Source organism: Tardiphaga sp. 37S4 (assembly GCF_021044645.1).
GTDB lineage: Bacteria > Pseudomonadota > Alphaproteobacteria > Rhizobiales > Xanthobacteraceae > Tardiphaga > Tardiphaga robiniae.
This window is the reverse complement of the sequence record NZ_CP088008.1, coordinates 155,470-168,172: the sequence shown is the minus strand read 5'-3', so window position 1 is coordinate 168,172 and position 12,703 is coordinate 155,470. Positions and strand designations below refer to the sequence as shown.

13 protein-coding genes are annotated in these 12,703 nt (G+C 62.3%); 7 read left to right on the top strand and 6 right to left on the bottom strand.

Annotated features, from left to right (window positions below):
* Window positions 1-24: 24 nt before the first annotated feature.
* Complete coding sequence (locus tag LPB73_RS00800; protein ID WP_089265883.1) at window positions 25-462, bottom strand: hypothetical protein; 438 nt, start codon at window positions 460-462, stop codon at window positions 25-27.
* Window positions 459-752 (bottom strand): helix-turn-helix domain-containing protein, encoded by a 294-nt coding sequence (locus LPB73_RS00795; protein WP_210210671.1) that lies wholly within the window; start codon window positions 750-752, stop codon window positions 459-461. The genes LPB73_RS00800 and LPB73_RS00795 overlap by 4 nt, the downstream gene beginning before the upstream one ends.
* A gap of 146 nt (window positions 753-898) precedes the next feature.
* On the opposite strand from LPB73_RS00795, the gene LPB73_RS00790 reads away from it, so the two are divergent.
* From LPB73_RS00790 to LPB73_RS00770, 5 genes are all read left to right on the top strand, one after another.
* Window positions 899-1,240, top strand: coding sequence for a hypothetical protein (locus LPB73_RS00790; RefSeq protein ID WP_231079234.1), 342 nt, complete (start codon window positions 899-901; stop codon window positions 1,238-1,240).
* 137 nt (window positions 1,241-1,377) lie between these two features.
* Window positions 1,378-2,031 carry a TerC family protein gene (locus tag LPB73_RS00785; protein ID WP_231079233.1) on the top strand — a complete coding sequence of 218 codons (654 nt, stop codon included), beginning with the start codon at window positions 1,378-1,380 and terminating at the stop codon, window positions 2,029-2,031.
* Between the two features lie 62 nt (window positions 2,032-2,093).
* Window positions 2,094-3,596, top strand: a complete 1,503-nt coding sequence (locus LPB73_RS00780; RefSeq protein ID WP_184512015.1) for a sigma-54-dependent transcriptional regulator — start codon at window positions 2,094-2,096, stop codon at window positions 3,594-3,596.
* Between the two features lie 314 nt (window positions 3,597-3,910).
* Window positions 3,911-6,100 carry a L,D-transpeptidase family protein gene (locus LPB73_RS00775; RefSeq protein WP_231079232.1) on the top strand — a complete coding sequence of 730 codons (2,190 nt, stop codon included), beginning with the start codon at window positions 3,911-3,913 and terminating at the stop codon, window positions 6,098-6,100.
* A 285-nt stretch (window positions 6,101-6,385) separates the two neighbouring features.
* A complete protein-coding gene (locus tag LPB73_RS00770) occupies window positions 6,386-8,044 on the top strand; it encodes a DUF882 domain-containing protein (protein ID WP_414716839.1) in 1,659 nt (552 codons plus the stop codon).
* Window positions 8,045-8,215: 171 nt separating this feature from the next.
* On the opposite strand, the gene LPB73_RS00765 is transcribed toward LPB73_RS00770, so the two are convergent.
* Window positions 8,216-8,491 (bottom strand): DUF2312 domain-containing protein, encoded by a 276-nt coding sequence (locus LPB73_RS00765; protein WP_068728829.1) that lies wholly within the window; start codon window positions 8,489-8,491, stop codon window positions 8,216-8,218.
* Between the two features lie 187 nt (window positions 8,492-8,678).
* Window positions 8,679-8,981 (bottom strand): DUF1244 domain-containing protein, encoded by a 303-nt coding sequence (locus tag LPB73_RS00760; RefSeq protein WP_089265876.1) that lies wholly within the window; start codon window positions 8,979-8,981, stop codon window positions 8,679-8,681.
* Between the two features lie 177 nt (window positions 8,982-9,158).
* Between LPB73_RS00760 and LPB73_RS00755 the strand changes: the two genes are divergently transcribed.
* Both LPB73_RS00755 and pyk read left to right on the top strand, forming a co-directional pair.
* Window positions 9,159-9,767, top strand: a complete 609-nt coding sequence (locus LPB73_RS00755) for a DUF1036 domain-containing protein (protein ID WP_231079229.1) — start codon at window positions 9,159-9,161, stop codon at window positions 9,765-9,767.
* Window positions 9,764-11,197: a pyruvate kinase gene (pyk, locus tag LPB73_RS00750; protein WP_089265874.1), complete on the top strand. Its 1,434-nt coding sequence runs from the start codon at window positions 9,764-9,766 to the stop codon at window positions 11,195-11,197. Before LPB73_RS00755 ends, pyk begins: the two co-directional genes overlap by 4 nt.
* 58 nt (window positions 11,198-11,255) lie before the next feature.
* On the opposite strand, the gene LPB73_RS00745 is transcribed toward pyk, so the two are convergent.
* A complete protein-coding gene (locus LPB73_RS00745) occupies window positions 11,256-11,684 on the bottom strand; it encodes an OsmC family protein (protein WP_231079227.1) in 429 nt (142 codons plus the stop codon).
* Between the two features lie 42 nt (window positions 11,685-11,726).
* On the bottom strand, window positions 11,727-12,689 hold the full coding sequence (locus LPB73_RS00740; RefSeq protein WP_231079224.1) for an alpha/beta fold hydrolase: 963 nt from the start codon (window positions 12,687-12,689) through the stop codon (window positions 11,727-11,729).
* Between the last annotated feature and the right edge of the window lie 14 nt (window positions 12,690-12,703).

The following is a 12,703-nucleotide window of genomic DNA, read 5'->3' as shown; positions in this document are numbered from 1 at the left end:
AATACTTTCGGTTGGATGCAGCCGTCACACGAAAGCAGCGAGCTGCGGAGCGAAATGGACAAGCAGTTCTTCGCCCTCGGTCATCAAGGGTTCGATCTCGTCATGAAGCATATGGCGAATCGTACACCACACCATGACAATCCGTGCGACAAGCCACCATCGCGTCCCGCGCAGCGCAGTGCGGGCATGCGCCGCCACCAGCGGCAGGCTGCGATGCTCGAACAACAGGCGCCCGGTGCCGTCTTCGAGAATGTACTGGCCATCCACGCGCGATACGCACAATTCGCAGGCCTGCTCCGGCTGCGGTCCCAGCAGATAGAGCTGCGCATCGCCGTTCTCAGTGATGCCAGTCTCCCATTCGCGGCCGCGATGCCCGAGATTGATCGTGTCGGCAAGCGTTGCGAGCTCGGTCTCGCTCCACGCGCCCTGCAGCGGTTTGCGCTGAAATGCGATGACGTTCATTTGGGTGCTCCAAACAGCAGCCGGTGCAATTCCGGCTCGTAATAGACCAGCAAATGTTTTGCGAAGGCGGCCGGCTCCAGACCGAGCTGAATGGCCCATGCTTCCATCGTTTCGGTGGGCACCCGACTGAAGCCGTTCTCAACCTGCGAGATGAACGTGTAATATTTGAGACCAAGTTTTGCGGCGAGATCGACCTGCGACAACCCGGCTTCCGCTCGCCGCGCCTTCAGCCAATCCCCAGCCTGTTTTCGCAACTGCCGCGCTTCCGGCAAGGCTTTGCCGCGCTGCACTCCAGCGAAATCCTCTTGATTTTCGCCACGTTTCATGATTACGAAACTATCCAGTGTGAATTAAAGATCTGACGACTTCCTGTAGCACGACTATCGAGCTGCAAGAACGTTGCGGACGGGATGAAACGATACCCGACAGGACAACGATGGCCTTTACGGATCGCAACAGCATTGGCCGCAATTATGCGCCTCCTGCCCCTCACCGGGTCAAGGAGCTGTTTGCCGCAACCCTTTTGCTGGCGCTGACCGCGGCACTGGCCTTGCGCGCATTTGTCTCGCTCGATGCGCTGGCGCCGATGGTCGCCACCCTGCTATTCGCACTTGCAGCATTGATGGCCGGTGGCGCGCTGATTCCGCGGAACTTCGCGCGGCGCGCGACCTGGTTCGATGTCGCCGGCGTCCTGACCTTCATCGGGGTCGGAATCAGCATCTTCATTGAGCCCGACCAGATGGTTCGGCTCGTCACCCTCTCCGATCAACCCGAGTAACGGATCGGATCAAGCGCGGGATCAAACCCGCATGTTTTGCAAAGTACGACTTTTAACAAGCACGTCCTGGCCCGGGCCCCTCTGGCAGTTCACCCGAACTGTGATGTCGGACTGGACGTTCATACGGAGTGGCCCACATGACAGACTTCTTCACCGCTGAAGCTATGACTGCACTTTTCCAGGTCGTGATGATCGACCTGGTCCTCGCCGGCGACAACGCCATCGTGATCGGCCTTGCGGCCGCCGGCCTTCCCAAGGAACAGCGCGGCAAAGCCATCCTGATCGGCATCATCGCCGCCACCATCCTGCGCATCGGCTTCGCCAGCATCACCGTCCAACTGCTGCAGATCATCGGCCTGCTTCTGGCCGGCGGCATCCTCTTGCTGTGGGTGTGCTGGAAGATGTGGCGCGAATTGCGCGCCGGCCATGAGCACGATCTCGACGCGCTCGAGAACCAGCTCAATGCCGATGGCACGGCCAACGGCCCGCGCAAGACGCTGGGCCAGGCGATCTGGCAGATCACCGTCGCCGATGTGTCGATGTCGCTGGACAACGTCCTCGCGGTCGCGGGTGCTGCGCGTGAGCACCCGAGCATCCTGATCTTCGGCCTCGTGCTGTCGATCGCGCTGATGGGTCTCGCCGCCTCCTTCATCGCCAAGCTGCTGCAGAAGCACCGCTGGATCGCCTATGTCGGCCTCGCCATCATTCTCTATGTGGCGGGTGACATGATCTATCGCGGTGCCCGCGAAGTCTGGCCCTATGCGACGGCTTACCTCGCCCCGGTGTTATGAAAGCATTAAGGCTTTGATCGCCATGGTGGCTCAAATCGGGACATACCCGCTCTGGAGTTGCCATGGCCGAACGAATCCTCATCGCAGATGACGACGCCGTCCAGCGCCGCCTCCTCGAAAACATGGTGCAGCGCTGCGGCTATGAGGCCATCACGGTCGATAGCGGCGACGCTGCCATGGCCCGGCTGATTGATCCCGAAGCGGCCGCCATCGATGCTCTGGTCCTCGACCTGATGATGCCCGGCCTCGACGGCATGGGCGTGCTCGACAAGATCCGCGATAGCGGCCTCAGTATCCCCGTCATCGTCCAGACCGCCCATGGCGGTATCGAGAATGTTGTGTCCGCCATGCGTGCCGGCGCACATGATTTCGTCGTCAAACCTGTCGGCGTCGAACGTCTGCAGGTGAGCCTGCGCAATGCGCTCAATACCAGTGCGTTGAAAGGCGAATTGCAGCGCATCAGGCACAGCCGCGAAGGCAAGCTCACTTTTGCCGACATCGTCACACGCAATGCCGGCATGGACGCCGTGCTGCGCACCGCACGCAAGGCGGCGACCTCCACGATCCCCGTGCTGATCGAAGGCGAGTCCGGCGTGGGCAAGGAATTGATCGCGCGCGCCATCCACGGCTCGGGCGAACGCAGCAGCAAGCCGTTCGTAGCTGTGAATTGTGGCGCCATTCCTGACAACCTCGTGGAGTCGATCCTGTTCGGCCACGAGAAGGGCGCCTTTACGGGCGCTACCGACCGGCATCTCGGCAAGTTTGTCGAGGCGCACGGCGGCACGCTGTTTCTCGACGAAGTCGGCGAGCTACCGCTATCGGCACAAGTGAAGCTGCTGCGCGCGCTTCAGGAAGGTTCGGTCGAGGCCGTGGGCGGGCGCAAGCCGGTCAAGGTCGATGTCCGCATCATTTCGGCTACCAACCGCAAGCTGCTCGATCTCGTCAAAGCCGGGCAATTCCGCGAAGATCTGTTCTATCGCCTGCATGTGCTGCCGCTGACGGTGCCGCCGCTCCGGGCGCGCCGCGAGGACATTCCATATCTGCTGCGGCATTTCCTGGCGCGTTTCTGCGCCGAGGAGAACAGGCCGATTACCAGCATCGCCGGCGACGCCATGACGATGCTCACGCAGCTCGACTGGCCGGGCAATATCCGGCAGCTGGAAAATGCCGTCTACCGCGCCGTGGTGATGAGCGAAGGCGATCAACTCGGACTGGCCGACTTCCCGCAAACGACCGCGTACGCTCCATCGATCGTGGCATCGGCGGTCGCGCCGCTGATTGTAGACCCCGTCTTCCACACGATGGCGCCGACCATGGTACCGGGCATCGACGCAGCCCCGATATCGCTCGCCGCCGGAAGCCTGTCCATGCTGACAGCGGAGAACGAGGTAAGGGCACTGGAAGAGCTCGAATCCGAGATCATCCGCTTTGCCATTGCGCACTATCGCGGTCAGATGTCGGAAGTTGCACGGCGCCTCAAAATCGGCCGGTCGACGCTCTACCGCAAGCTCGATGAGGCAGCGGAGAAAGATTCATCGATTGCGGATTCCGCACCGTCGAACTGAACTTCTCGCCTCCCACGCGATTGAACATGTTGTTGCGATCGCTATGGAACTTGAACCGTTGCGGTCTGGTGACACACAAAGTCAAAAGCATCGGTGAAACCTCGGTATGCGTTGCAAACCGGGGAGGTTGAGGTCAGTTTGTTGTGACTTGTCCGACAAGCGCTAGCGCTTGTGCCGGGCGCGTGTATCGTCTGCACAGGAAGCGCTCTGAATCGGAGCGAGCAGGCAAAACAGCGCGACTGCTTCAACCGAAGCTGATGATGTCAGACTAGAACTGTTCCATGCCGGAACAGCTCACCTAACGAGGTGCGAGAATGCGAGACTATTCCAAGGGCCGCTCGGGATTCGACCGCGTGCTGATGGCCGTGGCCGCGACATTCCTGACGGTTTCCGCTGGCGCCGCAGCTGCTGCCCAGAGCGCAGCGCCCCGCGACAGTGTCTCCGAACTCGCCATCGATGCGGCGGTGCCGCGCCCCGAACCCGCCAATGTTGCCCCGCCGACCGCTGCCGACTTCAAGGCCGAGGCGCCGAAGGCCGACACCACGGCGTCCGTGCCCGATGCAACCAAGGCGTCCGAGAAGACCATTGGTTCGGTCTCGACCGATACGCCAAAGGCAACCGAGGCCGTGCAAGCGCCTGCGGATGTGAAGCCGAGCGAGGCTGTAACCGCGCCCGCCGCTGCGACACCGCCGGCCGCGACTGCTGTGGCACCTCCTGCGCCCGCAGCCGAGCCGCCGAAGGATGTCGCCAAGGACATCGCCAAGCCCGCGACCACCGTTGCGTCCAGCGATCAGCCCGTCGCCGAGAAACTGCGCGATATGTTCGGCGCCAAGTCCACGCGCTATTTCGACCGCAAGGGCGAGCGCGCCGCGGTCGAGAAGTTCTACACCGCACGTGACTTCGCACCGCTCTGGACCCAGGCTGGCGCAACGACCCCTGCCGCCAAGGGCGTCATTGCGCGCCTCAAGGACGCCGCTTCTGACGGCCTCGACACCGCCGATTATCCCGTGCCGGATTTCACCGCGGCGAATACGCCCGATGCGCTCGCCGAGGCGGAGCTGAAGCTCACCGCCAGCATGCTCGATTACGCCCGCCAGGCACAGAGCGGCCGCATGCACTGGTCGCAGGTGACTGGCGACATCATGTATCCGGAGCATCCGACCGATCCGGCGGAAGTGCTCGCCAATATCTCGACGGCGAAGAACGCTTCGGCAACCCTCGACGCCTACAACCCGCCGCACAAGGGCTATCAGGAGCTGAAGAAGAAGCTCGCTGAACTGCGCGGCGAAACCGCAATGCCCGTACAGCCGATCGGCGAAGGCCCGGCGCTGCGTTTCGCCAAGGCCACGAAGAAAAATCCGAACCCGACCGTGACGGACGACCCGCGCGTGCCGTTGCTGCGCGCTCGCCTCAACGTCGAAAATCCGGCCGAGACCAAATACGACGCTGCCGTCGCCGAGGCCGTTCGCAAGTATCAGGCCAGCAACGATCTGAAGGCCACCGGCGTGCTGGACGAGGCCACCGTGCGCGCGATGAATTCGCCGAAGCGCGACCGCCACATCGATACGGTGCTGGTCAACATGGAGCGTTGGCGCTGGCTGCCACGCCAGCTCGGCGCGTCCGCAGTCGGCAATGCCTATGTGATGCTGAACATCCCGGACTATACGCTGAAAGTGATGCAGAACGGCGCGCAGGTCTGGACCACACGCGTCGTCGTCGGCAAGCCGGGCAATCACGCCACGCCGCTGATGACCGAGACGATGAAGTACATCACGGTCAACCCGACCTGGAACGTGCCGCCGTCGATCATCTACAACGAATACCTGCCCGCTCTGCAGCAGGACCCGACGGTGCTTGACCGCATGGGCCTCAAGCTGACGCGCAATTCCGACGGCAGCATCCACATTGCGCAGCCCCCTGGTGAAGCCAACGCGCTGGGCCGCATCCGCTTCAACTTCCCGAACAAGTTCCTCGTCTATCAGCACGATACACCGGACAAGAACCTGTTCGGTCGCGACGAGCGCGCCTTCAGCCACGGCTGCATGCGCGTGCAGAATCCGGATCAATACGCCGCGACGCTGCTGAACATCACGATGCCGAACGAGCACTACACGCCGGAGAAGGTTCGCGGCATGTATGGCCGCAGCGAGATCGATCTGAAATTCCCGACGCCGATCCCGGTGAACATCACTTACCAGACAGCCTTCGTCGATGACGGTGGCAAGCTGCAGCTGCGCAAGGATATCTACGGACGCGACGCGCAGATGATGCAGTTGCTCCGCGGCGGCAAGAACAAGGATCTGGAACAGGTCGTCGCCCGGGCCCAGCCGAGCTATTCGCGCCCGCGCGCGGATATCCCGCAAGGCGTGGCCTTCAACGACAACGGCTCGCGCATGGCCAGCAATGGCGGCCTGTCCTTCTTCGAGCGCCTGTTCGGCGGCGGTGCCCCGGCACCTCAACCGGTGGCACCCGGCCAGAAGCCGCGCCGCACGGTAACCCGCTAAACTGCGACGTCGGCGCTAATATTCTGAAGACTTATCAAGGGCTTCACCTTCCGGTGGAGCCCTTTTTACGTTTCGCCCTTTATCCAGATTAACCATCGTCCATCTGGAACCCGGCAGAGGACTATTTTTCGCCATACTCAATGGGTTAAGTTTAATGGCTGGCTGAAAAGCCCGCTTGGGGGGATGGGTTGTAAATCTCGGTTAACCCTCCCGTTTTAAGAGTACGTTCACTCTCTGTCGCCGCATGGGGTAGCGAGAGAGTTGTCGACTTGGGTGGGTTCATACGTGCTGAGCGGTTTCGCACGCAAAACGAGATTGCGGACATCGCGCGCTGGCTTTCATGCCGGCCTCGCTTCTGTCCTGCTGATCGCAGGCGCCAGCTCTGTCCATAACGCCACCGCTCTCGACGAAACCCGCACCCTCTCGTTCCACCACACCCATTCAAGCGAAGACCTCACCGTCACGTTCAAGCGCAACGGCCGCTATGACGACGACGCGATGAAGAAGATCAACTACTTCCTCCGCGACTGGCGCAGCCAGGACCAGACCAACATGGATCGTCGCCTGTTCGACATCCTCTGGGAGGTCTATCGCGACGTCGACGGCAAGGCGCCGATCCAGATTATCTCCGCCTATCGCTCTCCCACCACCAACGCCATGCTCCGCCGCCGCTCGTCCGGCGTCGCTCGCGCCAGCCAGCATATGCTCGGCCACGCGATGGACTTCTTCATTCCCGGCGTGGCGCTGGAAAAGATCCGCTTTGCCGGTTTGCGCCTGCAGCGCGGCGGCGTCGGCTTCTATCCGACCTCCGGCTCGCCTTTCGTGCATCTCGACACCGGCAGCATCCGTCACTGGCCGCGCATGACGCATGACCAGCTGGCGCGCGTCTTCCCCGATGGTCGCACCGTGCATCTCCCCACCGACGGCCGTCCATTGGCAGGCTATCAGCTGGCGATGGCTGAGATCGAGAAGCGCGGCGATGGCGATAGTGCAGCTTTCGCCAAGAGCAAGCCGGGCCTGTTCGCCTCGCTGTTCCGTGGTGGCAAGTCGAATGACGACGAAGACGAGAGCGCAGCGGCCGCGATCGCACCCGCCAAGCCGTCGCCTGTCGGCATGATGGCCGCCGCGATGCCTGCGAAACCGGTCGATACGAAGCAGGCCGAAACGAAGCTGGCTGAGGCGAAGTCTTCGGACCCCGTTCCGATGCCGCGCTCCAAGCCGGCCGCAGCGGCAACCTATCAGCTCGCATCGGCTGACACCGAGACCGTTCCGGTACCGCGCCCGAAGGCACCGATTCCGGCGCCCGCAGCCAAGACCGACAACCGGCCGCAGACGCCGGCCGATATTATCAATGCCCGCGGCTTCTGGGATGATATGCCGGCGCCGAAACAGGCCACGCCGCAGCAGGTCGCCGCGATCACCGCACGGCAGGCCTTGGCCAATGTGGTCGATCCGCAGCCGGCCGCCACCGAGTCCAGCTTCGCCAAGGCGATGGCCTATGCGCCGCCGGCTAACTCCCCGGTCGATCGCGCCAATGTCGTTGCCGCCAGCGCGCCAATCCCACGCAGCATGCGTCCGGCCTCCGTGGCCAAGAACCCGATGGCGGTGAATAACATCACGACCGTCGTCGCGAAGGGCGCTCAGGGCCAGAACAGCACCGTCACCGTAGCGACCCGCCTGACCGCAGCAGCCATTCCCGACAACCATGTCTGGATGCGCGCGATGATCCTCGCGCCGAGCGCCACCACGTCGATGTCGGCCTCAGTAATGGGCGACGGCGACATGACCATCCTGCGCGCACACTTCGTCAAGCCGCAGGCGGTGGTGGCGATGACTTTCTCGGATGATCCGCAGCAGGGTCTGGTCTGTGAGCGCTTCACCGGCTCGGCAACAGCCTCGCTTGCGACGACAGCATTTGTGATGCGCACGGCGTCGCTGCGTTAAGCGCACGAATTTCTCAGACTACAATGGTGTCATGGCCGGGCTTGACCCGGCCATCCATCGCTATTTTTGGGCTAGATGGATACGCGGGTCGTTTAGCGCGAAGACGCGCTTCGCGCTTTTGCCCGCGTATGACACCTGAGTGTTTGGCTGAGTATTGGCGCGCTAAGCGCCTTACAGCATTCCCAAGGCCTGCAGATAGGTCTCGAGGATCGTCTCCTGCTCGGCACGCTCGTTGGCGTCCTGCTTGCGCATGCGGATGATGGTGCGCAGCGCCTTCACGTCGTAGCCGTTGCCCTTGGCTTCGCCATAGACGTCCTTGATGTCGTCGGAGATCGTCTTCTTTTCTTCTTCAAGGCGCTCGATACGCTCGACGATAGCCTTGAGCTGATCCTTGGCGAAAGAATGCGTCGCCTGATCGTCCAGCACGGACGCAGCAGAGGTGGCCATCGAAAACTCCTGGTGAACTGATGTTGCTTTAAGCGGATATGGGGTGGGTTTAGTGCGCAGCGTTATGCGCGCATTAATCTTAAGGAAATGACACTCAAGACCACGGCGCCTTGCGTCAAGGCGCCTTCGCGGTCATCCACAGCGCCCCCACAGCTTTGATTTCATGCCTCAAAAAGACCAGAAATCGTCAGTGCCCGCTGTGCACTTTCTTCATGGCCTCAATTTGTTCGGGTTTGGCCTCGGCCTGATGCAGCGATTTCCAGGTCTCGTAAGGCATGCCGTAAATCGCTTCGCGGCTCTCATCCTTGGTCATCGCCACGCCCTTGGCGTCGGCAGCGTCCTTCAGCCAGTTTGACAGGCAGTTCCGACAGAAGCCGGCCAGATTCATCAGGTCGATATTCTGCACATCGGTGCGACCGCGCAAATGGTCAACCAGCCGGCGAAAGGCGGCGGCCTCGAGTTCGGTCTGGATCTTGTCGTCAATCGCCATGAATGGTCTCGCTGTTGCACCCGATACCGGCCTGTCGTCTTCGTGTAACATGGGCGCTGTCACAGATTTTGCCATATCACAACGCAAACCGCCTGGCGGGACAGAATTGGTTCCGCGACCGTTGACAGGCCCGCCGGGTCAAGCGAAATCGTCAACGAATTGAGATAGCTTCGCCGCATGACCGCAAGAGATTCCCATTCCCGCCCCTTTCGACCCGTCCCCCTCGCCGGCCTGTTGCCGGTGCTGGCGCTGGCCCTGTCGTGCCTGTGGACGAGCCCCGCGGCGGCTGATTTCCGGCTGTGCAACAACACCTCGAGCCGGGTCGGGATCGCGCTGGGCTACAAGGATGCCGAAGGCTGGACCACCGAGGGCTGGTGGAATGTCTCATCGCGAGCCTGCGAGACCTTGCTGCGCGGAACCCTGGTTGCGCGGTATTATTATATCTACGCACTCGATTACGACCGGGGTGGTGAGTGGTCGGGTCAGGCCTTCATGTGCTCCCGCGACAAGGAATTCACTATCAAGGGCACCGAAAACTGCCTCGCACGCGGCTTTGACCGGACCGGTTTTTTTGAGGTCGACACCGGCGAACAGCGTGCCTGGACGGTGCAACTGACCGAAACCAACGAACAACCGCCGAAGCTGCCGGGCATTCCGGGGCCGACCGGACCGCCTCCGGGCGCCCCCGGCGCGGGCTTCCCCGGTCTGCCCAACACGCCAGGTGGCGCGCCCCCGGGCGGGTCAACGACCCTGCCGCCATCAGTACCGCCGGGAGGCAAACAATGAGACGTCAACGCCGCATCAAGATTCTGGCCACGCTCGGCCCCGCCTCCTCCGACAGCGCGATGATCCGCAAGCTGTTCGAGGCTGGTGCCGACGTGTTCCGCATCAATATGAGCCACACGCCGCATGACAAGATGCGCGAGCTGGTGAAGACCATCCGCAATGTCGAGAGCAGCTACGGCCGCCCGATCGGCATTCTGGTCGATCTGCAGGGCCCGAAGCTGCGCGTCGGCGCCTTTGCCGAAGGCGGTGTGCAGCTCAAGAACGGCGAGAGCTTCGTGCTGGATTCCGATCCTGCGCCCGGCGACGCCACCCGCGTGCACCTGCCACATCCGGAAATTCTCGCTGCACTTCGCCCGGGCCATGCGCTGCTGATCGACGACGGCAAACTGCGGCTGATTGCCGAGGAGACATCGAACGACCGCGCAGTGACGCGCGTGGTGGTCGGCGGCCGCATCTCCGACCGCAAGGGCGTCAGCCTGCCCGATACAGACCTGCCGGTGTCGGCAATGACGCCGAAGGACCGCCTGGATCTGGAAGCCGCACTCGAGACCGGCATCGACTGGATAGCCCTGTCCTTCGTGCAGCGCGCCGAAGACGTTCATGAAGCCAAGCGACTGGTGCGCGGCCGCGCATCCATCATGTCGAAGATCGAGAAGCCGCAGGCGATCGACCGTCTCGATTCCATCCTGGAAGCGTCCGACGCGCTGATGGTGGCGCGCGGCGATCTCGGCGTCGAACTGCCGCTGGAACGGGTACCAAGTCTACAAAAGCGCATGACGCGCATGGCGCGCCGCGCCGGCAAACCGGTCGTCGTCGCTACGCAGATGCTGGAGTCAATGATCCAGAGTCCGGTGCCGACGCGCGCCGAAGTCTCCGACGTGGCAACGGCCATCTATGAAGGCGCGGACGCCGTCATGCTGTCGGCCGAATCCGCCGCCGGCAAATTCCCGGTCGAAGCCGTCTCAACGATGAACCGCATCGGCGAGGAAGTAGAGCGCGATCCGACCTATCGCACCGTACTGATGGCCCAGCGCCCCGAACCCGAGCCGACCGTCGGTGACGCCATTGCGGACGCCGCACGACAGATCGCCGAGACGCTGGACCTGTCTGCGATCATTTGCTGGACCAGCTCAGGATCCACCGCCGTGCGCGTCGCCCGTGAGCGGCCGAAGCCGCCGGTGGTAGCGATCACGCCGAACCTCGCCGCCGGTCGCAAGCTCTCGGTCGTGTGGGGTGTACACTGCGTGGTGGCGGAGGATGCGAAGGACCTCGACGACATGGTCGATCGCGCCGGACGCATCGCCTTCCGTGACGGCTTCGCTAAAGCCGGCCAGCGGGTCATCATTGTCGCTGGCGTGCCGCTCGGCACACCAGGTGCGACCAACATGGTCCGCATCGCTTATGTCGGGCCAAACGACGCGGATATGTAGTTCACTGACACAATCTCTCCCCGCAAGGCGGGGAGAGATTGTGTCCGCCGCCTGAGGCTTAACCCACCAGCGTCGCGTCGAGCGTGATCTCGGCGTTCAGCACCTTCGACACCGGGCAGCCGGCCTTGGCCATCGCGGTGAGTTCATCGAACTTCGCCTTGTCGGCGCCGGGAATAGAGGCCGAGAGCGTGAGGTGCACTTTGGTAATGGCGAAGCCATCACCCTGCTTCTCGAGCGTCACATCGGCCTTGGTTTCCATATTGTCGGCTTTGAGCCCTGCTTCGCCAAGGATCAGCGACAGCGCCATGGTGAAGCAGGCGGCATGGGCCGCGCCGATCAGCTCTTCAGGATTGGAGCCCGGCTTGCCTTCGAAGCGGCTGGCGAAACCATACGGATAGTCGCTGAGCGCACCGCTCTTGGTGGAAATCGATCCCTTGCCGTCCTTGATGCCACCCTGCCATTTGGCCGAACCGAAAGTCGTGGTCATGCAATTCTCCTCAATTTGGGTTGAAGTCGATCGAGCGGGAGGTTAGCGCAAGGCGGCCTTCGGTTTTGTGTCAGCGGCCGAGATCATGCCCTCGATCTCCCTCATGATAAGATCAGGTGCAGCATTTTGCACCATGTGACCAACGTTCGGCAGCACGATTAGTTTGGCTCCCGGCACGGTTTTCGCGAAATGACGCGAATGAATCTCCGGCGATACGATGGTGTCGGTGGAGCCTGCGATCACGACGGTCGGAGCTTTGATATCGGCATAGCGGGATGCCTGTGCCACGACGGCGGATTTCAACGTTACCAGATCCCAGGCATTGGCGAGGAAGTTGCGCGGCCGCAGCACAAGTTGCGTCGCAGTCTGCGCGATATAGCCTTCCGGCATCGGCTGCGGCGCAAACACTGCGCGTCCGCCCATGTCCGTCAGGAAATAGCCGAGGGGCAGCGTGATCGTATACGCCAGCAGCTTGCCGATCACCGGTGTGGTAACAACCTCGTTATAGATGCCAACGCCACCGGGCCAGGGATGAGTGACACCCGCCAGCATGACCAGTCCTGCGACACGCTGCGGATAGTCCAGCGCCATCAGCGCGCCCAATGCGCCGGCAAGCGAATGCACCACGACGATCGCCTGATCGACACCGAGTTTTTCGAGCGCCTCGTCGATCATCCTCGCCTGCATCGCCGGAGAAGAGTTCGACAAATCGTCACGCAAGCTCCAGCCAAAGCCGGGACGGTCGATCAGGATGACGCGGTGTTTTTCTGCCAGCATATTGCCGAGCGGCAGCCGCATGGTCTCCATACTCGACGTGGCGCCGTGGATGAGGACAATCGGCGGGCCGGATGCATCGCGTCGTCCGATCTGCACCACATGCAGACGGCCGCCCGTGACGTCGACAAGCTCACCCGTTAGCGGATATTTACGCTCGAATACGAATACGCCAACCTGCGTGGCCACGGCCAGCGCGCATAGCGCGACCATCACAGTGACTGAGATCATCGCCAATATCCGGG

Bases quoted from the DNA above. Each gene is read 5' to 3' on its own strand.
- LPB73_RS00775 (WP_231079232.1), top strand. From the start codon at position 3,911: ATGCGAGACTATTCCAAGGGCCGCTCGGGATTCGACCGCGTGCTGATG.
- pyk (WP_089265874.1), top strand. From the start codon at position 9,764: ATGAGACGTCAACGCCGCATCAAGATTCTGGCCACGCTCGGCCCCGCC.
- LPB73_RS00745 (WP_231079227.1), bottom strand. From the start codon at position 11,684: ATGACCACGACTTTCGGTTCGGCCAAATGGCAGGGTGGCATCAAGGAC.
- LPB73_RS00760 (WP_089265876.1), bottom strand. From the start codon at position 8,981: ATGGCGATTGACGACAAGATCCAGACCGAACTCGAGGCCGCCGCCTTT.
- LPB73_RS00740 (WP_231079224.1), bottom strand. From the start codon at position 12,689: ATGATCTCAGTCACTGTGATGGTCGCGCTATGCGCGCTGGCCGTGGCC.
- LPB73_RS00780 (WP_184512015.1), top strand. From the start codon at position 2,094: ATGGCCGAACGAATCCTCATCGCAGATGACGACGCCGTCCAGCGCCGC.
- LPB73_RS00765 (WP_068728829.1), bottom strand. From the start codon at position 8,491: ATGGCCACCTCTGCTGCGTCCGTGCTGGACGATCAGGCGACGCATTCT.
- LPB73_RS00800 (WP_089265883.1), bottom strand. From the start codon at position 462: ATGAACGTCATCGCATTTCAGCGCAAACCGCTGCAGGGCGCGTGGAGC.
- LPB73_RS00790 (WP_231079234.1), top strand. From the start codon at position 899: ATGGCCTTTACGGATCGCAACAGCATTGGCCGCAATTATGCGCCTCCT.
- LPB73_RS00755 (WP_231079229.1), top strand. From the start codon at position 9,159: ATGACCGCAAGAGATTCCCATTCCCGCCCCTTTCGACCCGTCCCCCTC.
- LPB73_RS00785 (WP_231079233.1), top strand. From the start codon at position 1,378: ATGACAGACTTCTTCACCGCTGAAGCTATGACTGCACTTTTCCAGGTC.